Below are 22,965 nucleotides of genomic sequence, written 5' to 3'. Positions count from 1 at the left end.
CGCTGAAAGTTCTCAAAAGCGGAAGTTTAATTGCCATGCTCCTCCCAGCCAAACCGCCCGCCCCCGGAGCGGGGGCGGGCGGCGGCCGGGCGGACTTTCCGGGGGGGCTCAGCGCAGGGCGGGCGGGGCCGCGGAGGCCGCTGTTCCCCAGCCCGAAGGCTTGTCGCCGACGGTGAAGGAGAGCGAGCGGCCGGACCGGATCTCCTCCGTTGTGAGATACGTCGCCGCGTGGTCCTTGCCGTCGACGCGGGCCGACTGGATGTACCGGTCGGTGTCCGAGGTGCCCGGCGCGGTCACCGTGAACCTCCCGCTCGGGTAGTAGCGGCGGTCCAGCTTGATGTCCACACGCTCGAAGACGGGCGTGGACAGGCCCCAGGTGTCGGTGCCGGGCTGGATCGGGAAGACGCCGATGGACGACAGGACGTTCCAGGCGGACATGGTGCCCAGGTCGTCGTTGCCGGTCATCCCGGTGGGGGTGTCGGTGAAGAGGGTGAGCGCGGCGTGCACCACGTCGGTGGACTTCCACGGCTGCCCGGTGGACAGGTAGGTGTACGGGGCGATCAGGTCGGGCTCGTTCTGCGGGTTGTACTTGTCGGCGTTGTAGTAGTCGTACGGGCCGTTGACCCACACCTCGCGGGCCGTCTTCGCCGGGTCGGCGAGCAGCTGGTCGTAGGCGAAGAAGGAGTCGAGCCGCTCATTGGCCGCGGTCTTGCCGCCGATCAGGCCGACCATGCCGGGCAGGTCCTGGGGCACCAGCCACTGGTACTGCCAGGCCGTGCCCTCGTGGAAGCCCTCGCTCTTGGCGGGGTCGGCGGGCCCGGTGAAGGCGCCTGCCGCGTCGCGCGCCCGGAAGAAGCCGGTCGAGGCGTCGAAGATCTTGCGGTAGTTCTGCGCGCGGGCCACATAGCGCCCGGCGTCCTTGTCGTGGCCCAGGTCGCGGGCCATTTCGCCGAGCATGGCGTCCGACAGGGCGTACTCCAGGGTGGCGGACGCACCGTGGTCGTAGTCGGAGTCGCCGGGCTTGGCGTGCGGACGGCCCTTGATGTACGGGGCGAAACCGTCCTTCAGATAGGGGACGTTGGCCTCGCGGCCGACTGCTGCCGAGTCGGCGGGCGGGACGCCGTCGGCGTTCTTCTTCAGCGCGCGGTACGTCTGCTCCTCGTACCCCTTGAGCAGCCCCTGCTGGTAGGCGTTGGTGAGGAACGGGGTGACCGGGTCGCCGGTCATGATGTTCGTCTCGACCGTGCCGTAGCCCCACTTGGGCAGCCAGCCGCTCTCCTCGTCGATCTTCAGGACGGAGAGGGCCATGTCACGGGACTCGCGCGGGGCGAGGAGCGACAGCAGTTGCGCCTGGGTGCGGTAGGTGTCCCACAGGGACCAGTTCTGGTAGTACGTGAAGCCCTTGGCCCGGTGGGTCTTCTGGTCCCAGCCGGTGTAGCGGCCGTCGGTGTCGCTGCCGACGTTCGGGGCGAGGAAGGACCGGTAGAGGGACGAGTAGAACGTCCGGCGCAGGTCCTCGCTGCCCCCCTTGGCCTGTACGTCGCCGAGCCTGTCCTCCCAGGTGTCGCGCGCGGCGTGCGCGGTGTGGTCGAAGCCGTGGCGGCCCTCGGCGCGCAGATTGCCGGCGGCGCCGCGGGCGTCGACGTAACTGAGCGCGGTGGTGGCTTCGACCGTGCGGTCACCACGGGTGTCGAAGCGCAGCCAGGCGCCGTTGCGGCCGGTGCCGGTGGATGCCTTGGAGCCCTCGGTGACCTTGTCGCCGCTCCAGGTGCCGGACGTTTTGAACGGCCGGTCGAAGCGGGTGATCGTGTAGACCGTGTACGGCTTGGTGTCCTGGCAGAAGCCCCGGCCGGTGATGGCGGTGCGTACCGTGCGGGAGTCGAGGATCTCCACGGTGGTGGAGACAGTGCTGTGCAGCGACTGGCCCGCGTTCAGCAGAACGTTGGCCTTGTCGGTGGCGGGGAAGGTGTAGCGCTGCACGCCGGTGCGCTGGGTGGCGGTGAGCTCGGCGGTGACGCCGTAGGTCTTGAGGCCGACCTGGTAGTAGCCGGGGCTCGCCTTCTCGTCGTCGTGGCTGAACTCCGAGGCGTACTTCGCGTAGTCGGTGGTGGTGATGTCGCCGGTGGTGGGCAGCACGGGCAGGTCGCCGCCGAGGCCACAGCCGACACCGGACAGATGCACGCTGCTGAAGCCGCGGATCTGCTTGTCCTCGTGGTCGTAGCCGGTGTTGTGTCCGGTGTCCGGGGAGAGCTGGACCATGCCGAACGGCACGGAGGCGCCGGGGTAGGTGTTGCCCTCGTTCTGTGTGCCGATGAACGGGTTGACCAGGTCGGTGAGTCGCTCGCCTCGGGGCTCGGCCTGCGCCGTCGGCCCGGAGAGGACGCCGCCGAGGAGTGCGGCGGCGGCGACGGCCGCCGCGGGTCCGCGTGCTCCCAGCAGTCGGTTCCAGTGCATGGATCAAGACCTCCGGAGGGAGAGTGGGGCAGCGATGTCCCGGGCGCACCCGCTTGGACAACGTTGTCAGAGCGCGATCATTCTTGGTCCGCGAGCCGTCCCCGTCAAGGGTCCGGACGTGGCCGCTGCGGTCCGCCCGGGGAGGGAGGGACCGGAGCGTGGATGCGCACGGGCGCGTCCGGTGGCCGGTCGGGAGGACGCCCGTCAGGGGGTCGCGCACTCCATCGAGGCCGGGTCCGACGCGTCGCGGATCAGACTCGTACGCCGCCCTGGCCGCTCCGCATCGGGCTTGACCTGCAGCAAAACGTCGCTGTCGGCATCGTCCCGCTCCCGGCGCGGTGGGCCGTATGGCGACTCGGTCACCCTCGCCGAACTCGATACCGAAAGACGCCGCGATGTCGTCGGCTTCGCGGTCCCGCTCGGGGCTGATCGTCTCGTCCGCCCGCACGGACGATCGGATGCACCGCGCGGCGGGCCGGGGAACAGCCCGCCACCGGCGCCCTCCTGCCCCCACCTAGAGCACCAACTGCCCCTTGCCCAGCGCGATGACCCCTTTCCGGGACATCGTGTAGAGCTCCCGGTCCCGCTCCGGGTTCACCCCGATCGTCGCCCCCGGCGGTACCTCCACGTTCTTGTCCAGGATCGACCCCCGGACCACCGCTCCCCGCCCGATCCGCACGTTGTCGTGGAGCACGGAGCCCTGCACCACCGCGCCCTCCTCCACGATCACTCCCGGCGACAGGACGGAGCGGGTGACCTGGCCACGGATGACGCAGCCCGCGCTGACGACCGACTCGCCCGCGATGCCGCCGGCCACGAAACGGGCCGGGGGCAGCTGGCCGGGGTGGGTGTAGACGGGCCAGCGGCGGTTGTAGAGGTTGAACTGCGGCTGGTCCGAGATGAGGTCCATGTGCGCGTCGTAGTACGTGTCGAGCGTCCCGACGTCACGCCAGTAGCCGTGGTCGCGCGGGGTCTCCCCCGGAACATGGTTCTCGTCGAAGTCGTACACCTGCGCCACACCCCGCTCGGTGAGCATCGGCAGAATGGAACCGCCCATGTCGTGCACCGAGTTGTCGTCCTCGGCGTCCTGCAGGAGCGCGTCGACGAGGGTCTTGGTGCTGAACATGTAGTTGCCCATGGAGGCGAATACCCGGCGCGGGTCACCGGGCAGCCCCGGCGGGTCGGTGGGCTTCTCCAGGAACTGCTCGACCCTGGTCCCGTCGGACGCCGGGGTGATGATGCCGAAGGACGACGCCTCGGCGCGCGGCACCCGGATACCGGCGACCGTCACACCCGCGCCGCTCTCGATGTGACGCTGCAGCATCTGCCGCGGGTCCATCCGGTACACGTGGTCCGCGCCGAACACCGCTATGTAGTCGGGCTGTTCGTCGTGGACGAGATTGAGGGACTGCAGGATCGCGTCGGCGCTGCCCAGGTACCAGCGCGGGCCAAGCCGCTGCTGGGCGGGCACGGGCGTGACGTAGTTGCCGAGCAGGCTGGACATCCGCCAGGTGGTGGTCACATGACGGTCCAGCGAGTGCGATTTGTACTGGGTGAGCACGCAGTTGCGCAGAATGTCACCGTTCACCAGGTTCGACAGGACGAAGTCGACAAGCCGGTAGGTGCCGCCGAAGGTCACCGCCGGTTTGGCCCGGTCGGCGGTCAGCGGCATCAGCCGCTTGCCCTCCCCACCTGCGAGTACGATCCCGAGCACCGAAGGTCCACCGCGCATCTGCCGCCCCTTGCACGCTAGTTGGCTTCTCGAATCTCCTCGTACACCTCGACCGTGCGTCGGGCGACCGCGTCCCAGCCGAACTCCCGTACAGCACGTTCGCGGCCCGCCACGCCCATCCGTGTCGCGGTGTTCCGGTCACCGGTGAGCCGGTTGAGCGCGTCCGCGATGCCCGCCTCGAAGGCCCCGGCGTCCGACGCGTCGTACGCGACGAGCAGTCCGTTGCGGCCGTCCTCGACGACCTCCGGGATGCCGCCGACCGCGGATGCCACGACCGGCGTCCCGCACGCCATCGCCTCCAGGTTGACGATGCCCAGTGGCTCGTACACCGACGGGCAGACGAACACCGCGGCGTGGGTGAGAAGTTGGATGACCTCCGGGCGCGGCAGCATCTCGGGGATCCAGTGCACTCCGTCGCGGGTGCGGCGCAGCTCGTCGACGAGCTCGCGGAACTCCCGCTCGATCTCCGGGGTGTCGGGGGCGCCCGCGCACAGGACGAGCTGCGTGGCCGGGTCCAGTCGGCGGGCCGCACGCAGCAGATGGGGTACGCCCTTCTGCCGGGTGATGCGGCCGACGAACAGGACGTACGGACGCCCCGGGTCGACACCGATGCGTTCCAGCACATCCGTGCCGGGGTCCGGCCGGTAGAGCGAGGTGTCGATGCCGTTGTGCACGACCCGTACCCGGTCGGGGTCGAGTGCCGGGTAGCTGCTGAGGATGTCGGCACGCATACCGTGCGACACCGCGACGACGGCGTCGGCCGATTCGATCGCGGTACGTTCGGCCCAGCCGGACAGGGCGTATCCGCCGCCCAGTTGCTCGGCCTTCCAGGGGCGCAGCGGCTCCAGCGAGTGGGAGGTCATCACGTGCGGGATGCCGTACAGCAGCTTCGCGAAGTGGCCCGCGAGGTTGGCGTACCAGGTGTGCGAGTGGACCAGCTCGCGCCCTTCGAGCGCGGCGGCCATCGACAGGTCGACGGAGAAGGTGCGCAGGGCTTCGTTGGCGCCTTCGAGTGCGGTGTCGGCCCGGTGGCGAAGGACGCCCGGGGAGGCGTCGCCCGCACCCCAGCAGTGCACGTCGATGTCGACCAGGGGTCTCAACTCGCGTGCGAGGAACTCCACATGGACGCCGGCTCCGCCGTACACGTCCGGCGGGAACTCCCGGGTGAGCAGCCCGACCTTCACCGTCGTCCCCCGTCGTCGCCCGCCACCCGCAGTCCCTTGATGGTCACTCAGATCCGGGCTGCGCGGAAGACCGCGATGGCGGACGGCCGAATACGCAGTCGCCGCACAGGCCTCCGGACGGGCAGCGGTAGTACAGGCAGCAGCTCCGGCGGCGGAAGGCGGCGCCGCGCAGGGTGCCGGTGGAGCGCAGGTCCGGGTGGCGGAGGAGTTCGGCGGCCAGCCGCAGCGCCCGCTCCCCCACCTCGGGCCGGCCGTTCTTCCGTGCCCAGGTGTGCAGCTCACGGGCGGCGCCGGCCAGGGCGGAGCCCGCGTTGCCCCACAGCAGCGCGGGCGAGATCGCGCCACCCTTGCGCAGCGCGTCCGCCAGCGGGACCAGATGGCCGGTCTGGACCACCTCCCGGATCCGGTCCGCGGTGCCCGGCAGGGTGCGCGGCGCGGCCAGCCACAGGTCGTCCGGGGAGCTCAGATCGGCGTCCCAGTGAAGGTCGAAGGCAGGCAGGTCGAGGAATTCCCCGTACAGGGCGGCCGGGCCGAGGGCGACGGACCAGAGCCGGGCCGCGAGCCCCAGGTGCGCGATGGACGCGGCCACTCTGCGCTCGGGAGCCTGCAGCCGCCCCGCGACCTTCTCGACCCGGAAGGCCAGCGGGGCGTCCTCGCCCGCGTAGATCCGCGCCAGCGGGACGTGCGCGCCGTCGGGCGCCTCCGTCCGCAGGGCGAAGAACCCGCCCACCGATGCCACTTCCGCCAGGTCCATCCGTCGTCCACCCACCGCAGCTCTCCCGGGTGCGGCGTGCCCGCACCGCGCTCACCGTAGCCAAGGCGCGGGCTGTTCCCCGCCGCCCGGCGCCCCGGGCGACCCCCGGGAGTAGGACCTTGGGCGTACTCGCGTACTACGTCAGCAGTACGTCCCCATGCCTGCTCAGGGACGACGACGCGGAGCCTTCGAAGAGACATCGTGGAGTACATGAGTGCACTCGCCCTGTCCGTGCTGCTGGCGCTGGTCTCCGCGGTCGCGTACGCGGCCGGGGCCATCGTGCAGGAACGCGTCGCCTCCGCCGCTCCGCACCGGCCGTACGCCCCGCTGCGCCACGGCGGGTGGTGGGCCGCCGTGGCGCTCAACGGAGTCGGTGCGCTGCTGCACGTCGGGGCGCTGGCGTACGGGCCGCTGAGCCTGGTCCAGCCGCTCGGTGCGCTGACCATAGTCTTCGCGCTGCCGATGGCCGCGGTGTTCGTACGTCGCAGGGCGGGCGCCACCGCCTGGCGGGGCGCGATCATGGCATCGGCCGGGCTCGCCGGGCTGCTGTCGCTGACCGGCACGGCCGACGCCCGGTCGCTGGGTGGCGGCGAGCGGCTGGCGGTGGCACTGGCGGTCCTCGGCGCGGTGGCGGTGCTGTTCACGGTCGCCCAGCGTGTGCACCGTACGGCCGTGCGCAGCATCCTGCTGGCCACGGCGGCCGGCGCCGCCTTCGGTATCGCCTCGGTGTTCACCAAGACCGTCGCCGTGGACTGGACATCCTCCGTGCCACTGACCGGACAGCTGCCGAGCCTGCTGGTCATCGCCGCGCTCGCGACGGCGGGACTGCTGCTCTCGCAGGCCTCCTACCGGGGTGCCGGACTGGCCGCCCCGCTGGCCGCGGTCACCGTGATCAACCCGGTGGTGGCCGCGGCCGTCGGCATCACGCTCTTCGGCGAGCACTTCCGCTACGGCGTGCCGGGCACCGTCCTGGCACTGGGCTGCGGAGCCGTCGCGGCCGGCGGGCTGATCCTGCTGACGACAGAGCGGCTCGGCGCGCACACGGAGAGGCCGCGGCTGCCCGCGGTGCCGTCGCAGCCGCCCCGGCCGTCGGCGTCCGTGCGGCGGATCCCCGCGCGGTCGGTGAGCGAGGCGCGGGCGACCCGGCAGCCTTCGGTGCCCCGCGCGCAGCCGAGCCCCGTGCTGGAGCAGCGCCGTCGTCGCCCGCACCCGCCGGAGGAGACCCGCGCCCGGGATCAGACGGCGACGCCACCCGCCCTGAGGTAGGCCAGCGGGTCGATGTCCGATCCGTAGCCGGGGCCGCTGCGCATCTCGAAGTGCAGGTGCGGCCCTGTGCTGTTGCCGGTGGATCCGGAGCGGCCGATGCGCTGCCCGCCACCGACCTTCTGGCCCTCGCGGACGGTGAGTGCCGAAAGGTGCGCGTACTGGCTGTACTTGCCGTCGTTGTGCTGCACGACGACCTGGTAGCCGTACGATCCGCCCCAGCCCGCCGAGACGACGCGGCCCGCGGCGACGGACTTCACGGCGGTGCCGGTGCCGACCGGGAAGTCGACGCCCGTGTGGTAGCCCTTGGCCCAGGAGGCGCCGGCGGCGCGGTAGGGGGTGCTGGGCCCGGCTTCCACCGGGGCGAAGAGCCCGGAGGTCTTCGGCGCGCTCGGTGTTTTCCGCGGTGCCTTCTGCTGCGCCTTCGGCGCCGTCTTCTCGGTCTTCCGCGCCGCCGGGGCCTTCTTGGCCGGTGCGGTGGCCGAGGCGTGCCCGGCTTCGGCAGACCTGTCCCTGGCGGCGCGCTTCTGGGCGCCGTCGAGGGCCAGTCGCTGGCCGGGGAGGATGAAGTCGGGGTCGTCGCCGACGACTTGACGGTTGGCCTCGTACAGCCGCTGCCAGCCGCCCTTGACGCGCTCGGTGTCCGCGATGGTGGAGAGCGTGTCGCCACCGGCGACGGTGTACGCCCCCTTGGCGGACGGGGTCGCGGGCTTGGCCGGAGCAGCCTTGGCCCGGACGGGCTTGGCGGGCGCCGGGGCCGAGACCTTCTTGGTCTGGGTCCTGGGCGGCGCGGCCTTCGGCCCGGTGGCGATGTCGGGGGCGTCGCCGCCGCGGGTGAGGCCCGCCCGCACCGAGCACAGCGGCCAGGCGGTCGGTCCCTGCCCCTTGAGCACCTTCTCGGCGACGGAGATCTGCTGGCCCTTGGTGGCCAGGTCGGCGCGCGGGGCGTGGGCCGTGCCGCCGTACGCCTGCCAGGTCGACTGCTTGAACTGCAGGCCGCCGTAATAGCCGTTGCCCGAGTTGATGTCCCAGTTGCTGGTCGACTCGCAGGCCGCGACCTTCTCCCAGACGTCCACGGAGGCGGCGCCGGCCGACCCGGTGGCGACCAGCGGGAGAGCCATTCCGGCTCCTCCGGCGGTGACCGTCAGCGAGGCACGGTTGATGCGGCTGGGCTGGTACCGCCGGTGACGACCGGATGAGGCCATGACTCGAATCCCCCACTTACGCTTCGGACACGTCGCAATCGGCAAAAGTACGGGCCCGCACAGGCCATGACAAGGGCCGAGGGCGGTATGGCCTCCGTGAGCGTCGAACTCACGCCGGTGGTACGGGAGTCAGCCCGAGCTTCGGCCCACTCCGTACGCGCGCCACTCGCCCTCCGCAACCAACGCCGCCTGGCCCGGCCGCGCTTGGTCGGGCAACTGCTGTCTGCGGCGTCCGCCACGTGCGAAGAAGTCGGCCAGCGGGAGCGTGGCCGCCCCCACGGTCACCGCGTCGGGGCCGAGTCTGCCCAGCTCGATGACGGTCCGTTCGGCGGGGTAGCGCAGGGCGTACTGGGCCGCGTATCCGCGTACGGCGGGCAGCAGCGCGGGGCCGAGCATCAGACCGGCCCAGCCGCCGAGGAGGATGCGTTCGGGGTGGAAGAGGTTCACCAGGTCGGCGATGCCCGCCCCGAGGAACTCGGCCGTCTCGTCCAAGAGTTGAACGGCGGCGGGGTCGGCCGGCGGACCGCCGTCACCGGGATGCGCCGCCAGCAGCAGGGCGGCCAGCGCGGTCTCCTCATCGGCCCCCTCCGACAGCGGCCCGCCCTCTTCCAGCCAGCGCTCACGCAGCGCCTGCGCCCCCGCGTACGCCTCCAAACAGCCCACGGACCCGCAGCGGCAGCGGCGACCGCCGACCCGCAGCGTGGTGTGCCCCCACTCGACGGCGCTGCTGTGCGCACCGCCGTACAGCGCGCCGTTCACCACGACGCAGGCGCCCACACCGGAGCCGATCAGAGCGATGACGGCGTCGCGCGCCCCGCGTCCGCCGCCGAACCACATTTCGGCCTGGCCCAGCGTCTTGGCGCCGTTGTCGATGAAGAACGGCACCTCGGCGGGCAGCCCGGCCGCTTCGCGTAGCAGGGCCTCCAGCGGCACGGCGTCCCAGCCGATGGTCTGACCGTGCACGACCGCACCACCGGCGCCGCCCGCGTCGGCACCCGCGGCGCCGCTCGTCACGCCGCCCGCCGACCCGTCCACGGCGCCGCCGACGACGATGCCGGGGACGCCGATGCCGACGCCGAGGAGTCCTTCGACCGGGACCTGCGAGTCACGCAGGACGTCGGCCACGGCGTGGCGGATGTGGTCGACGATGCGTTCGACGTCGTAGCCGTGCCGTCCCAGGGGGCGCTCGGAGCGGGCCAGCTCGGTGAACGAAAGGTCGAAGAGCTCGGTCCTGACCCTGGTCTCACCGACGTCGATGCCGATGAGATACCCGCTGGCGGGGGCGACCCGCAGCAGCGTGCGCGGTCGCCCGCCGTCGGAGTCGACGGTGCCTGCCTCTTCGAGGAGCCCGTCCGCCGCGAGTTCCGAGACGACGTTGCTGATGGACCCCGAACTCAGCCCGGTGCCGGAGCCCAGCTCCTGTCGGCTCGAAGGCCCTTCGAAATACAACCGTTGCAACACCGCGGAGCGATTGCCCCGCCGCAGGTCACGCACTGTCCGTCTGTTCCGCTCAGCCATGTGGCTCCTTCCCCCAGCAACATACCGCTGTCCAAGGCCTTGACGCGCCCTTCTTTCACTACTTAAATCACGCTCTAAATTAAGACAGGCCGTTCGACCATTGAACGCAGCCTCCCCCCGGGAAGGGGCCCCGAACATGAGCAGAGCCAGAGCCGCAGCAGCACTCACCACCGTCACCGCCCTCGCCTTCGTCACCGGTTGTGGCGGCGGCACGGAGGCGGGTGGCGGTAACACCTCGCCCAAGACCCTCACGTACTGGGCGTCCAACCAGGGCCCCAGCATCGAGGCCGACAAGAAGATCCTCACACCCGAACTCAAGAAGTTCGAGAAGCAGACCGGCATCAAGGTCAAGCTGGAGGTCATCCCCTGGTCCGACCTGCTCAACCGCATTCTCGCCGCCACCACGTCCGGCCAGGGCCCCGACATCCTCAACATCGGCAACACCTGGTCCTCCTCGCTCCAGGCGACCGGCGCCCTGCTGCCCTGGAACCAGAAGAACTTCGACGCGATCGGTGGCCGCGACCGGTTCGTCGAGGCCGCGGTCGGCTCCACCGGCAACAAGGACCAGGACCCCGCGGCGGTGCCGCTGTACTCGCTGTCGTACGCGCTCTACTACAACAAGAAGATGTTCAAGGACGCGGGCGTCGAGAAGCCGCCGGCCACCTGGGACGAGATGGTCACCACCGGCCAGAAGATCTCCAAGGGCGGCAAGTGGGCGCTGGGGGCCGAGGGCGCGAACCTCTCCAACAACATCCACCAGGCGTTCGTCCTCGGCAAGCAGCACGGGGCCGACTTCTTCGACGCGGCCGGCAAGCCGACGTTCACCTCCGCCGGCGCGGTCGCCGCCGTGAAGCAGTACGTCGACCTCATGGCCAAGGACAAGATCATCGCGCCGGGCAACGCCGAGTACGCCCAGAACCAGTCGCTCAGCGACTTCGCCAAGGGCAAGACCGCCATGGTCCTGTGGCAGGCCGCGGCGACCACCTTCGCCGCCCAGGGCATGAAGCCGGAGGACTGGGGCGTCGCCCCGGTCCCTGTACCGGCCGGCACCCCCGGCACCGGCAAGAACATCAACTCCATGGTCGCGGGCATCAACATGGCCGTCTTCAAGAACACCAAGAACACCGAAGGCGCCCTGAAGTTCGTGAAGTTCATGACCAGCGACGAGGAACAGGCGATTCTCAACAAGTCCTTCGGCGCGGTTCCGCCCGTCAAGGCCGCCCAGGAGGACCCGGCGTTCTCCGCACCCGACATCAAGGTGCTGCGCGACACCCTGAGCAACAGCGCCGCGCCGCTCCCTCAGGTGCCCGAGGAGTCGCAGTTCGAGACGGCGGTCGGCACCGCGATCAAGGAGCTGTTCGCGGACGCGGCGGCCGGCAAGGAGATCACCGAGTCCGCCGTCAAGGGGAGCCTGACCAAGGCCCAGCAGCAGATGCAGCAGTGAGGCAGTACCGATGACTGTCACTGTGACTCCCTCCGAGGCGCCACCGGCCGGCGAGATACTCCAAGGACCCGGGGGTGCGCGGCGACGGATCCCGCGCATCCCCGACCGGCTCCGCCGCGGCGGCCTGCCCTATCTGCTGCTGCTCCCCGCGCTCGTACTGGAACTGCTCATCCACATCGTGCCCATGTTCATGGGCGGGGTGATGAGCTTCCGCGAGCTCACGCAGTTCTTCATCGCCAACTGGAACGAAGCCCCCTGGGCCGGTCTGCGCAACTACGACATCGTCGTGGACGTCAACGCGCCGATCGGCGAGGCCCTGCTGCACTCGTTCTGGGTCACCTGCCTGTTCACCGTGATCGCCGTCGGATTCTCCTGGCTGCTGGGCACGGCGGCGGCCATTTTGATGCAGGAGAACTTCCGCGGCCGGGGCATCCTGCGGACCGTCTTCCTCATCCCGTACGCCCTGCCCGCCTACGCCGGCATCATCACCTGGGCGTTCATGTTCCAGCGGGACAACGGGCTGATCAACCACGTCATCCACGACCAGCTGGGCCTCACCGACAGCCCGTCCTTCTGGCTGATCGGCGACAACAGCTTCATCGCGCTGGCCGTCGTCGCCATCTGGAAGACCTGGCCGTTCGCGTTCCTCATGATCATGGCCGGGCTCCAGAACATTCCGCGCGAGCTCTACGAGGCCGCGTCGATCGACGGCGCCGGGATCTGGCAGCAGATCCGGCGGATCACCCTGCCCTCGCTGGCGCCCATCAACCAGGTGCTGGTCCTGGTGCTGTTCCTGTGGACCTTCAACGACTTCAACACGCCGTTCGTGCTGTTCGGCAAGTCGGCGCCCGAAGCCGCGGACCTGGTCTCCATCCACATCTACCAGTCGTCGTTCGCCACCTGGAACTTCGGCAGCGGAGCGGCGATGTCCGTCCTGCTGCTGCTCTTCCTGCTGCTGGTGACCGCCGTGTACCTGTTCTTCACTTCGCGCGGGAGGAAGAGCGCCGATGTCTAAGTCCCCCACCGCGCCCCCGGCCTCCTTCGTCTGGACCCGGCGCGTCGTGCTCACCGTGATCGCCGTGTTCGCCCTGCTGCCCGTCTACGTCATGCTCAGCAGCTCGCTCAAGCCGCTGGAGGACGTCTCGGGCAAGTTCCGCTGGATACCCAGCGGGTTCACGATCCGTCCGTACTTCGACATCTGGGAGACCGTCCCGCTCGCCCGCTACTTCCTCAACTCGCTGATCGTGGCGGGTTCGGCGACGGTCTGCTCGGTGATCATCGCGATCTTCGCGGCGTACGCGGTGAGCCGCTACCGCTTCCGCGGCAAGCGCCTGTTCACCGTCACCGTGCTCTCCACCCAGATGTTCCCGGGCATCCTCTTCCTGCTCCCGCTCTTCCTGATCTACGTCAACATCGGGAACGCGACGGGGGTCGCGCTCTACGGATCGCGCGGCGGCCTGATCCTCGCGTATCTCACCTTCTCGTTGCCGTTCTCGATCTGGATGCTCATCGGGTACTTCGACTCCATCCCACGGGAGTTGGACGAGGCGGCCATGGTCGACGGCTGCGGCCCGCTCGGCGCGCTCTTCCGGGTCGTCGTGCCCGCCGCGGTCCCCGGCATCGTCGCCGTGGCGGTGTACGCGTTCATGACGGCCTGGGGCGAAGTGCTCTTCGCCTCCGTGATGACGAACGAAGCCACCCGAACCCTCGCCGTGGGGCTCCAGGGCTACTCCACCCAGAACGACGTCTACTGGAACCAGATCATGGCCGCCTCGCTCGTCGTCAGCGTCCCGGTCGTCGTCGGGTTCCTCCTCCTCCAGCGCTACCTCGTCGCCGGTCTCACCGCCGGCGCCGTCAAGTAGCCGTGCCAGAAAGGCAGTCCGTGAACGACCTCAATGCCCTGCCCGCCAACTTCACCTGGGGTGTGGCCACTTCGGCCTACCAGATCGAGGGCGCGGTGTCGGAGGACGGCCGCTCGCCGTCCATCTGGGACACCTTCTCCCGCGCCCCCGGAGCCATCGACAACGGCGACCACGGCGACATCGCCTGCGACCACTACCACCGCTGGCGCGAGGACATCGCGCTGATGAAGCAGCTGGGTGTCGACGCGTACCGCTTCTCGATCGCCTGGCCACGCGTCGTGCCGGGCGGCAGCGGGCAGGTGAACGAGGCCGGTCTCGGCTTCTACGACCGCCTGGTCGACGGCCTCCTCGAAGCGGGCATCACCCCCTTCCCCACCCTGTACCACTGGGACCTGCCGCAGGCCTCGCAGGACCGCGGCGGCTGGCCGGTCAGGGAGACCGCCGAGCACTTCGCCGCATACGCCGCCGTGGTGGCCGACCGGCTCGGCGACCGGGTGCGCGACTGGGCGACCCTCAACGAGCCGCTGTGCTCCGCGTGGATCGGTCACCTCGAAGGCAGGATGGCCCCCGGCCTGACCGACCTGACGGCCGCCGTCAACGCCTCGTACCACCTGCACCTGGGCCACGGCCTGGCGACGCAGGCGATCCGGGCCGCCGTGCCCGGCGCACGCGTCGGCATCGTCAACAACCTCAGCCCCTGCGAGCCCGCCACCGACAGCGACGCCGACCGGACCGCGGCCGTGCGCGCCGACGGGCACACCAACCGCTGGTGGCTCGACCCGATCCACGGCCGCGGCTACCCGCAGGACATGCTGGATCTGTACGGTGTGGACCTCCCCGAGCGCCCCGGCGACCTGGAGACCATCGCCGCACCGCTCGACTGGCTCGGCCTCAACTACTACTTCCGCAATGTGGTCACCGACGACCCGGACGGCCCGCTGCCGCACGCCAAGCAGGTACAAACACCCGGCCGGCGCACCGCCATGGACTGGGAGGTGTGCGCCGACGGCCTGGAGCAGCTCCTGCTGCGCCTGACGGACGACTACGGGGCGCGGAGCATCTACGTCACGGAGAACGGGTCCGCCTACCCGGACGTCGTCAAGCCCGACGGCACCGTCGACGACCCCGACCGCGCCCGCTATCTGGAGGAGCACCTGGCCGCGTGCGCGCGGGCCGCGGGCAAGGGTGCGCCGCTCGCCGGTTACTTCGCCTGGTCGCTCCTCGACAACTTCGAGTGGGCGTACGGCTACGACAAGCGCTTCGGCCTGATCCATGTCGACTACGAGACCCAGCGCCGCACCATCAAGGGCAGCGGGCACCGTTACGCGGACCTCATCCGCTCCTCGGCGCGCGCGACGCGCAAGGCGGCCTGAGCCTGCCGAGTCCTGGCTGCTCCTGGCTGCTCCTGCCGGGGCGAAGACGGGTGGACCGGCTCGACGATCGAGCCGGTCCACTCGTCCGTGCCGGGCGCCGGGTCAGCCCTGGGCACCCAGTCGCAGCGAGGGCTCCGTACCGGCGTGCCCGCACACCGAGGCCGCGACCCGGGCGGCGAAGGTGAGCATCTCCCGGACCTGCTCGGGCGCGAGTGCCGCCGCCGCGTCGGCCCGGTGCGCGCCCAGCTCCGTGAGCCGGCTGAGCACCGCCGCCGTGAAGGCGTCCCCGGCGCCGATCGTGTTGACGACCTCGACCGGCGCGGCGGACACGGAGAGCGGCGGCCCTGACGCCGGGTACGCCGTACTGCCGCGCGCACCGCGGGTCAGCACCACCAGGCGGCCCTCGGCGGCCAGTCTCCGGCAGGTGGTGTCCGGGTCGGTGCCCGGCCAGAGCCCGGCCAGATCCTCGTCGCTGGCCTTGACGACATGGGCCAGGGCGCACAGTTCCCGCAGCCGGGCGTGGCCGTGATCGGGACCGAGTGTGCGGTCGCGGCGCACGTTGGGGTCCACCACCAGCAGGGTGCGTCCGGCCGCCGCGCGGGCGGTCGCCGCGACGGCCTCGGCAGCCGGCGGCACGACGGCGGCGAGCCCGCCGACGTACACCGCTCCGAAGCGGGACACCTCCGCCGTACGTTCGGGCAGCCGGAAGGTGGCGGTGTCCTGGAGGTGGAAGTGGTAGCCGGTGCTGTCCTTGCCCGGGTCGGCCACCGCCAGCGCCGTGGGCCGCGCGGAGTGCGCCGTGAGGGCCAGGCCGACACCGGCCGACTCCAGCCGCGCCTCGATGGTCCGCGCGAAACCGTCCCCGCCGAGCGCGCCGGCGAAGGAGACCGCGGTACCGAGCCGGGCCAGTGCGACGGCCACATTGGCCGGCGCCCCGCCGGGCTGGGCACGCCGCAGGTCCGTCGTGTCCGCGCTCTCTCCGGGGCCCGGCGCCGGGACGAGGTCGATGAGCGCCTCGCCCATCACCAGGACGGCGTCGGGGCCGATGGTCACGGCTGCACCACGATCTTGCGGCCCCGGCCCGCCTTGAACCGGTCGATGGCCTGCGGGTACTGCTCCAGCGGCAGTCGGTCGCTGATGAAGACCGACGGGTCGAGAACTCCGGCGGCGAACAGCGCGGCGGCCCGCTCGAAGCTGTGCAGGACCGCCATGGATCCGGTGATGGTGATTTCCTGGTTGTAGATCCTGTACGGCTCGATGACCGCCGTGGTGGCGTAGTCCGCGACACCGAACTGCAGGAAGGTGCCGCCCTTGGCGACGCGGCCGATGCCGTCCTGGATGGCGCCCGCGTTGCCCGTCGCGTCGATGACGACGTCCCAGCCGTGCGGCCGGTCCAGCTCGTCGGCGGCGGAGGCGGACCGTGAGCAGCCGAGCAGGTCGGCGGTGGCCAGTCGGTCCGGGTTGATGTCGAGGATGTCGACGCCTGCCGCGCCGGTCCGTTTGGCCAGCTCCAGCATCATCAGGCCCATTGTTCCCGAGCCGTAGATCAGCACTTCGGCGCCGAGGTTGCCGCGCAGGACGTCGTAGCCGCGCACCGCGCAGGACAGCGGCTCGATGAGGGCCGCGTCCCTGACATCGACGTGCTCGGGCAGTTTCACGCAGTTGGCGACCGGCGCGACGGCGAACTCCGCGGCGCCGCCCTGCACGGTGACGCCGATGGCGGCCCACCGGTCGCAGAGGTTGCCGCGCCCGGAGCGGCAGTAGCGGCATTCGTGACAGTGCAGGGATGGGTCGACGGCGACCCGGTCACCGACGGCCAGTTCGGTCACGTCCGCCCCGATGCCGACGATCTCGCCGGCGAACTCGTGGCCCGGGACGAGGGGCAGACTCGGTGCGAACTCGCCCTGCAGAATGTGCAGATCGGTCCCGCACAGCCCGCAGGACGCGACGGACACGACTACGTCGCGGGGGCCCGGTGTCGGGTCCGGGACGGTCGTGACGGACACCTTGCCGGGGGCTTCGACGATCGCTGCCCTCATTTCACAGCTCCAAGAGAGAGGCCCTGGACCAGTTTGTCCTGGGCGGCGAAGCCGGCGGCGAGCACCGGCAGGGATACGACGACGGACGCGGCGCACAGCTGGGCGAGGAAGAGGCCCTGGCTGGTGACGAAGCCCGTCAGGAAGACGGGGGCGGTCTGGGCGACCACCCCGGTGAGGACCCGGGCGAAGAGCAGTTCGTTCCAGCTGAAGATGAAGCAGATCAGCGCGGTGGCCGCGATGCCGGGTGCCGCGATGGGCGCCACCACCCGGAAGAGGATCGTCGGCAGCCGCGCACCGTCGACCTGGGCGGCCTCGATGATGGAGACGGGCACGTCCGCGAGGAACGACTGCATCATCCACACGGCGATCGGCAGGTTCATCGAGGTGTAGAGGATGACGAGCAGCCAGACGTTGTCCAGCATCCCCACGTTCTTGGCGAACAGGTACACGGGCAGCAGGCCCGCGACGACCGGGAGCATCTTGGTGGACAGGAAGAAGAACATCACGTCGGTCCACTTGCGGACCCGCCTGATGGACAGGGCGTACGCCGCCGGCAGCGCCAGGACCAGCACGAAGAGCGTGGAGAACAGGCTGGCGGTGACGGAGTTGATCAGCGGCGGCCAGGGGCTGGCCCCGGCGCTGAAGAACTCGCGGTAGCCGTCGAGTGTCAGTGGCGCGAGGACCGACGGCGGGTTGGTGGCCGCGTCGGACTCCGAGTGCAGCGAGGTGAGCAGCATCCACAGCGCCGGCAGGCAGAAGCCGATGCCTGCCACCCAGGCGAGCAGGCCGAGTCCGCCGGAGCGCCACTTGGCGCGGCGGACGGCCGGAGCGGGGGACGTGGAGGATGCGGTGGGTGCGGGTGGGGCGGCCGGAGCGGTCATGCGCGGTTCGCCTCCTCGTTGAAGAGCGACGAGACGACGCGCAGCGCGAAGGTGGCGATCACGATCGTGCCGAGCACGACGACGACTCCCGCGGCTGACGCCAGCCCGTACTCGTGGGCCTGGTAGAAGGTCTGGTAGATGGTGTAAGGGAGGTTCGCGGTGCCGAGTCCGCCCGAGGTGATGGTGAACACCGCGTCGAAGTTCTGCACGATGTACACGGAGCCGAGCAGGACGCCCAGTTCGAGGTAGCGGCGCAGGTGCGGCAGCGTCAGGTATCGGAAGATCTGCCAGGGGCTCGCGCCGTCCAGCCGGGCCGCCTCCATCATGTCGACGGGCCTGCTCTGCAGTCCGGCGAGCAGGATCAGCATCATGAACGGCGTCCACTGCCAGACGAGGGCGATCTCGACGGCGGCGAGCGGCATCTGTGACGTCCATTCCGGCTGGGCCGGTGAGGAGTCGCCGAACAGCCCGGCCACCCAGGACCAGGCCCCGTTGAGCAGCCCGTACTCCGGGTTGTAGAGCGCGTGCTTCCACAGCAGCGCGGCCGAGACCGGCACGATCAGGAAGGGCGTGATGAGCAGGGTGCGTACGAAGCCCCGGCCGAAGAAGGTCCGGTCGAGCAGCAGGGCGAGCAGCAGGCCCGCCAGCACGCTGACGATCACCACGGTCACGGTGAGCAGCACGGTAGTGAGCACCGATTCGCGCAGCGCCCCGTCGGTCGCGACGGCCTGGTAGTTGGACAGGCCGGCGAAGGCGCGGTCGTCGGGGTCGAGCGAGTTCCAGTCGAAGAGGGAGATCACCAGCGTTGCCACGAAGGGCAGTTGGGTGACGACGATCAGGAAGACCAGGGCGGGCATGAGGGGGGCCCTGGTGGCCCAGGCGTGGGCCCGGCCGGACCGTGCGCGGCCCGCCCTGCCCGGCTCGGTGGCGGGCGCGGTGGCCGCGGGCGACTGCGGCGGCGTACCGACGGGGGCGCTCATCGGTACTCCTCGGCGACCTTCTCGGCCAGCTTCTGGGAGGCGGCGAGGGCCTTGTCGACCGACTGGCGTCCCGCGATGGCCTCGCTGATCTCCTGTGCGACCTTGGTCCCGAGGTCGGTGAACTCGGGCACTCCGACGAACTGGATGCCGGCCGTGGGGCGCGGCTGGGTGCCCGGGTTGCGCGGGTCGGCGCTCGAAATCGCCTGGTGGGTCACCTCGGCGAACGCCGAAGCGGCCTTGCGGTACTCGGGGTTGGCGTAGGTCGAGGCTCGTTTGCCGGCCGGCACGTTGGCCCAGCCCGCCTTCTGCCCGGCCAGCGTCTCGTACTCCTTGCCGGACGCCCAGGAGATGAACTCCCAGGCCTTGTCGTTCTTCTTGGAGGCCTTCTGCATGCCCCAGGCCCAGGTGTAGAGCCAGCCGGAGCTCTTGGTCCTGTCCACGGGCGCCGGTACGTACCCGATCCTGCCCTTCACCGGTGATCCGGCGGCCTCCAGCGAGCCGGCGCCGGCCGTGGCGTCGTACCACATGGCGGATTTGCCCTGCGTCATGTTGTTGAGGCACTCGGCGTATCCGGCCTGGGGTGCGCCGGCCTCGCCGTGCTCACGTACGAGATCGACGTAGAACTTGGTGGCTTTCCTGAACTCCGTTGAGGTGAGCCGCGGTTGCCAGTCCTCGGTGAACCAGGTGCCGCCCATGGTGTTGACGACGGTGGTGAGGGGCGCTATCACCTCGCCCCAACCGGGCAGGCCGCGAAGGCAGATGCCCTTCATGCCGCTCTCGGCGCCGTCCGCCTCGGCCGCGAGCTCGGCGACCTGCTGCCAGGTGGGTTTCGGAGGCATCTTCAGTCCCTTCTCGGCGAAGACGTCCTTGCGGTACATCAGGAAGGAGGACTCGCCGTAGAACGGCTCGGCGTAGAGCTTGCCGTCCTCGGCGGTCAGGGAGTCCCGCAGGGGTTTGAGGATGTCGCTCTGGTCGAAGGCGGTGTCCTTGGCGGCGTATCCGTCGAGCTCGCGCAGCCAGCCGTTCTTGGCGAAGAACGGCACTTCGAAGTTGCTGATGGTGGCCACGTCGTACTGGCCCGCCTGGTTGGAGAAGTCCTGGCTGATCTTGTCGCGTACGTCGTTCTCCGGCAGCACGGTGAAGTTGACCTTGATGCCGGTGTCCTTGGTGAAGTGCTCGGCGGTGAGCTTCTGCAACTCGACCATCTGCGGGTTGTTCACCATGAGGACGTTCAGTGCGTCACCCCCGCCGAAGGAGGTGCCGCCGGCTCCGGCGCACCCGGTGATGAGCGCCATCGCCGCGGTGACGGCTGTGCCCGCGCCGACACGCGCGCGGAAGCGACGTTGTCGTTGCTTCAGGGGCATGGGTTCTCCTGAGAGGTCGTAGGCATGGCGGATTTGCCCTTCGCGCGGGGGTCAATGGGCTGATGGTGCGGTGCGGTTGGTGCGTGGGCTCAGACGCGGATGACCTGCGGACCGAGCAGTGAGTAGCGCTGCGCCTCCGCCGAGGGCAGCCCGGCGTCGGTGACGATCGCCTCGAAGTCACCGACCTCGGCGAAGCGGCAGAAGCTCACCGCGCCGAACTTGGTGTGGATGCCGGCGAAGACCCGCCGTCGCGCGCTGCGCATGGCCTGTGCCTTGACTTCTCCGACGGCCGGATCGGGGGTGGTCAGGCCGTACTCCCGGGAGATGCCGTTCGCGCCGATGTACGCCAGGTCGATGACGAAGTCGGCGAGCATTCTGGTCGCCCAGTGGTCGACGGTGGCCATGGTGGAGCCGCGCAGCCGGCCGCCGAGCAGCAGGACTCCGATCTTCTCGGCGTCGGCCAGCGCCGTGGCCACGGCGAGCGAGGCGGTCACCACGGTCAGCGGCCGGTCGCGCGGCAGCGCCTCGGCCACGAGCTGCGGGGTGAAGCCCTCGTCGACGAACACGGTCTCGGCGTCGCCGAGCAGATCGGCGGCGGCAGCACCGATCCGGGACTTCTGCGGCACCAGACGGGTGGTACGGGCTGCGAGCGTCGTCTCGAATCCGGCGCTCTCCACCGGGTAGGCGCCGCCGTGGGTGCGCCTTACCAGGCCGTGCTCCTCCAGGGCGCGCAGATCGCGACGGACCGTCTCCTTCGCCACCCGCAGTTCCGCCGCCAGCGGAGTGACGTCGACGGACCCGTCACGTCTGGCGATTTCGAGGATGGCTCGTCGGCGTTCGTCGGTGTCCACGACACACACTTCCCTGTTTCCGCTGCCCGCTGCTGCGACCCGGCGTCCGTTCGGGCCCATGCGTCGTTTGTACAAGCAGGCGACCCGCTGCGACCAGCGTCTTCGCAAGTCGTACTGTGCCCGTTCCTGCCCGTTTCGCAATCATCGTCGCCGCTGGTCAGCCGGGCGGACCCGCGGGGTGCCACAGGTGGCACTGCCCGTTTGGGCGCGGGCGCGGGCCCGTTTGCTGCCCGATGCGGTGCGACCGGTTCCGCGCAACGCGGGAATCAGGGGCTGCCCGTATGGCTTGATGATCCCTGAACGGCGGGACCACCCGGTCCGTATCCATACTGATTCTTACGTCTGATTCTTTACGTACCCGACGGAATCCAGGAGCACAGGAATGACTGGTACAGCCCAGATCGGTGTCACGGGGCTCGCGGTAATGGGCCGCAATCTCGCGCGCAACTTCGCCCGCAACGGCCTCACGGTCGCGCTGCACAACCGCACGGCCGCCAAGACGCACGACCTCGTGAAGGAATTCGGCGAGGAGGGCATCTTCGTCCCCGCCGACAGCGCGGCGGACTTCGTCGCCTCGCTGGAGCGCCCCCGCCGGCTGGTCGTCATGGTCAAGGCCGGTGAGCCGACCGATGCCGTGATCCAGGAGTTCGCCGAGCTGCTTGAGCCCGGCGACGTCATCATCGACGGCGGCAACGCGCACTTCGAGGACACCCGGCGCCGCGAGAAGGAGCTGCGCGAGCGCGGTATCCACTTCGTCGGTACGGGTGTCTCGGGCGGCGAGGAGGGCGCTCTGCACGGGCCCAGCATCATGCCGGGCGGGTCGGCGGAGTCCTACAAGTCCCTCGGGCCGCTGCTGGAGAAGATCGCCGCGAAGGCGAAGGACGGCACGCCGTGTGTCGCCCACATCGGCCCTGACGGCGCGGGCCACTTCGTGAAGATGGTGCACAACGGCATCGAGTACGCCGACATGCAGCTGATCGCCGAGGCGTACGACCTGCTGCGTACCGTCGCGGGCTACAGCCCCGAGAAGATCGCCGAGACCTTCCGCTCCTGGAACACCGGGCGGCTCGACTCGTATCTGATCGAGATCACCGCGGAGGTGCTCGCCCACCAGGACGCGGCCACCGGAAAGCCCTTTGTCGACATCGTCGCCGACGAGGCCGAGCAGAAGGGCACGGGGCGCTGGACCGTGCAGATCGCGCTCGACCTCGGTGTGCCCGTCTCGGGCATCGCGGAGGCGGTCTTCGCCCGCTCGCTGTCCGGCCACACGGACCTGCGCAAGGCTTCGCGCGACCTGCCGGGACCGACGTCCGTGCCGCTCGGTGAGGCCGAGGCCGCGGCCTTCGCCGACCGGGTGGAGCAGGCGCTCTACGCGTCGAAGATCGTGTCGTACACGCAGGGCTTCCACCAGGTCCGGGCGGGCAGCGAGAAGTACGACTGGAACATCGACCTCGGCGCGGTGGCCGCGCTCTGGCGCGCGGGCTGCATCATCCGCGCGGCGTTCCTGGACCGGATCAGGGCCGCGTACGACGCCCAGCCCGAGCTGCCGAGCCTGCTCTCCGACAAGGGGTTCACCGACGAGATCGGTGCGGCCCAGGACGACTGGCGCGCCGTGGTGGCAGCCGCCGCGCAGCAGGGCGTGCCCACGCCCGGCTTCTCGGCCGCGCTCGCGTACTACGACGCGCTGCGCGCGGAGCGGCTGCCCGCGGCCCTGACCCAGGGCCAGCGTGACTTCTTCGGGGCGCACACCTACCGGCGCACCGACCGCGAGGGCTCGTTCCACACCCTGTGGGGCGGCGACCGCTCCGAGGTGAACACCGGCTGATCCGAGCCGGTCAGCTGCCCGACAGCGGGCCCGGAGCAGGCTCCGGGCCCGGTACGGGGTCGGGCCCCGGCGGTTGCGGAATCGGGTCGGGGGCCGGTCCCGGCGGGACGGGCGACGGCGGGCCGGGGGGCGGTCCGGGCAACGGGCCGGGCTCCGGTCCGGGCGGGCCCGGTGTCGGGGTCGGGGACGGCGGTACGGGGTCGGGGTAAGGCTGGGTCACAGCTGACCTCCTGACG

At 70.5% G+C, this 22,965-nt stretch carries 18 protein-coding genes; 6 read left to right on the top strand and 12 right to left on the bottom strand.

From position 1 onward, the window contains the following. Positions 1–108: 108 nt before the first annotated feature. The 4 genes from ACLLJJ_RS38655 to ACLLJJ_RS38640 all read right to left on the bottom strand — a co-directional run bounded on the left by ACLLJJ_RS38655 (position 109) and on the right by ACLLJJ_RS38640 (position 6,124). Positions 109–2,454, bottom strand: coding sequence for a GH92 family glycosyl hydrolase (locus ACLLJJ_RS38655; RefSeq protein WP_434599405.1), 2,346 nt, complete (start codon positions 2,452–2,454; stop codon positions 109–111). 514 nt (positions 2,455–2,968) lie between these two features. Then, entirely contained in the window at positions 2,969–4,186 is a 1,218-nt protein-coding gene (gene glgC, locus ACLLJJ_RS38650; RefSeq protein ID WP_434599404.1) for a glucose-1-phosphate adenylyltransferase, read from the bottom strand. 17 nt (positions 4,187–4,203) lie between these two features. Next, entirely contained in the window at positions 4,204–5,370 is a 1,167-nt protein-coding gene (gene glgA, locus ACLLJJ_RS38645; RefSeq protein WP_434599402.1) for a glycogen synthase, read from the bottom strand. A 43-nt stretch (positions 5,371–5,413) separates the two neighbouring features. After that, positions 5,414–6,124, bottom strand: coding sequence for a (2Fe-2S)-binding protein (locus ACLLJJ_RS38640; RefSeq protein WP_434599400.1), 711 nt, complete (start codon positions 6,122–6,124; stop codon positions 5,414–5,416). Positions 6,125–6,334: 210 nt separating this feature from the next. Here ACLLJJ_RS38640 and ACLLJJ_RS38635 point away from each other — a divergent pair, with 210 nt between their 5' ends. Next, positions 6,335–7,390, top strand: a complete 1,056-nt coding sequence (locus ACLLJJ_RS38635) for a DMT family transporter (protein ID WP_434599399.1) — start codon at positions 6,335–6,337, stop codon at positions 7,388–7,390. Here ACLLJJ_RS38635 and ACLLJJ_RS38630 read toward each other — a convergent pair. Beyond that, positions 7,360–8,592: a transglycosylase family protein gene (locus ACLLJJ_RS38630; protein ID WP_434599398.1), complete on the bottom strand. Its 1,233-nt coding sequence runs from the start codon at positions 8,590–8,592 to the stop codon at positions 7,360–7,362. The genes ACLLJJ_RS38635 and ACLLJJ_RS38630 overlap by 31 nt on opposite strands. 129 nt (positions 8,593–8,721) lie before the next feature. Then, a complete protein-coding gene (locus tag ACLLJJ_RS38625) occupies positions 8,722–10,110 on the bottom strand; it encodes an ROK family protein (RefSeq protein ID WP_434599397.1) in 1,389 nt (462 codons plus the stop codon). 136 nt (positions 10,111–10,246) lie between these two features. On the opposite strand from ACLLJJ_RS38625, the gene ACLLJJ_RS38620 reads away from it, so the two are divergent. Genes ACLLJJ_RS38620 through ACLLJJ_RS38605 form a run of 4 tightly spaced genes read left to right on the top strand, consistent with a single transcriptional unit; the run spans position 10,247 to position 14,789 of the window. Continuing rightward, on the top strand, positions 10,247–11,554 hold the full coding sequence (locus ACLLJJ_RS38620; protein WP_434599395.1) for an ABC transporter substrate-binding protein: 1,308 nt from the start codon (positions 10,247–10,249) through the stop codon (positions 11,552–11,554). A 10-nt stretch (positions 11,555–11,564) separates the two neighbouring features. Then, on the top strand, positions 11,565–12,569 hold the full coding sequence (locus tag ACLLJJ_RS38615; protein ID WP_434599394.1) for a carbohydrate ABC transporter permease: 1,005 nt from the start codon (positions 11,565–11,567) through the stop codon (positions 12,567–12,569). After that, a complete protein-coding gene (locus tag ACLLJJ_RS38610) occupies positions 12,562–13,416 on the top strand; it encodes a carbohydrate ABC transporter permease (RefSeq protein WP_434599393.1) in 855 nt (284 codons plus the stop codon). Before ACLLJJ_RS38615 ends, ACLLJJ_RS38610 begins: the two co-directional genes overlap by 8 nt. A 20-nt stretch (positions 13,417–13,436) precedes the next feature. Next, on the top strand, positions 13,437–14,789 hold the full coding sequence (locus ACLLJJ_RS38605; protein WP_434599392.1) for a GH1 family beta-glucosidase: 1,353 nt from the start codon (positions 13,437–13,439) through the stop codon (positions 14,787–14,789). Positions 14,790–14,891: 102 nt separating this feature from the next. Here ACLLJJ_RS38605 and ACLLJJ_RS38600 read toward each other — a convergent pair whose 3' ends face one another. From ACLLJJ_RS38600 to ACLLJJ_RS38575, 6 genes are all read right to left on the bottom strand, one after another. Then, positions 14,892–15,842, bottom strand: coding sequence for a PfkB family carbohydrate kinase (locus ACLLJJ_RS38600; RefSeq protein WP_434599391.1), 951 nt, complete (start codon positions 15,840–15,842; stop codon positions 14,892–14,894). Beyond that, a complete protein-coding gene (locus ACLLJJ_RS38595; RefSeq protein ID WP_434599390.1) occupies positions 15,839–16,828 on the bottom strand; it encodes a zinc-dependent alcohol dehydrogenase family protein in 990 nt (329 codons plus the stop codon). The genes ACLLJJ_RS38600 and ACLLJJ_RS38595 overlap by 4 nt, the downstream gene beginning before the upstream one ends. After that, entirely contained in the window at positions 16,825–17,709 is an 885-nt protein-coding gene (locus ACLLJJ_RS38590) for a carbohydrate ABC transporter permease (RefSeq protein ID WP_434599389.1), read from the bottom strand. Before ACLLJJ_RS38590 ends, ACLLJJ_RS38595 begins: the two co-directional genes overlap by 4 nt. Beyond that, positions 17,706–18,689 (bottom strand): carbohydrate ABC transporter permease, encoded by a 984-nt coding sequence (locus tag ACLLJJ_RS38585; protein WP_434599388.1) that lies wholly within the window; start codon positions 18,687–18,689, stop codon positions 17,706–17,708. Before ACLLJJ_RS38585 ends, ACLLJJ_RS38590 begins: the two co-directional genes overlap by 4 nt. Continuing rightward, the gene (locus tag ACLLJJ_RS38580; RefSeq protein WP_434599387.1) at positions 18,686–20,053 is read right to left on the bottom strand and encodes an ABC transporter substrate-binding protein; all 1,368 of its coding nucleotides are present in this window, start codon (positions 20,051–20,053) and stop codon (positions 18,686–18,688) included. The genes ACLLJJ_RS38585 and ACLLJJ_RS38580 overlap by 4 nt, the downstream gene beginning before the upstream one ends. An 89-nt stretch (positions 20,054–20,142) precedes the next feature. Then, positions 20,143–20,904, bottom strand: coding sequence for a DeoR/GlpR family DNA-binding transcription regulator (locus ACLLJJ_RS38575; protein WP_434599385.1), 762 nt, complete (start codon positions 20,902–20,904; stop codon positions 20,143–20,145). A 382-nt stretch (positions 20,905–21,286) separates the two neighbouring features. Here ACLLJJ_RS38575 and gndA point away from each other — a divergent pair, with 382 nt between their 5' ends. Further along, positions 21,287–22,729, top strand: a complete 1,443-nt coding sequence (gene gndA / locus ACLLJJ_RS38570; protein ID WP_434599383.1) for an NADP-dependent phosphogluconate dehydrogenase — start codon at positions 21,287–21,289, stop codon at positions 22,727–22,729. The last annotated feature ends 236 nt before the right edge of the window (positions 22,730–22,965 follow it).

It is taken from the genome of Streptomyces sp. A5-4 (assembly GCF_051131715.1).
In the GTDB taxonomy this organism is placed as follows: domain Bacteria; phylum Actinomycetota; class Actinomycetes; order Streptomycetales; family Streptomycetaceae; genus Streptomyces.
Note: the sequence above shows the minus strand (reverse complement) of the source record. Positions and strands in the feature narration are given on the sequence as shown.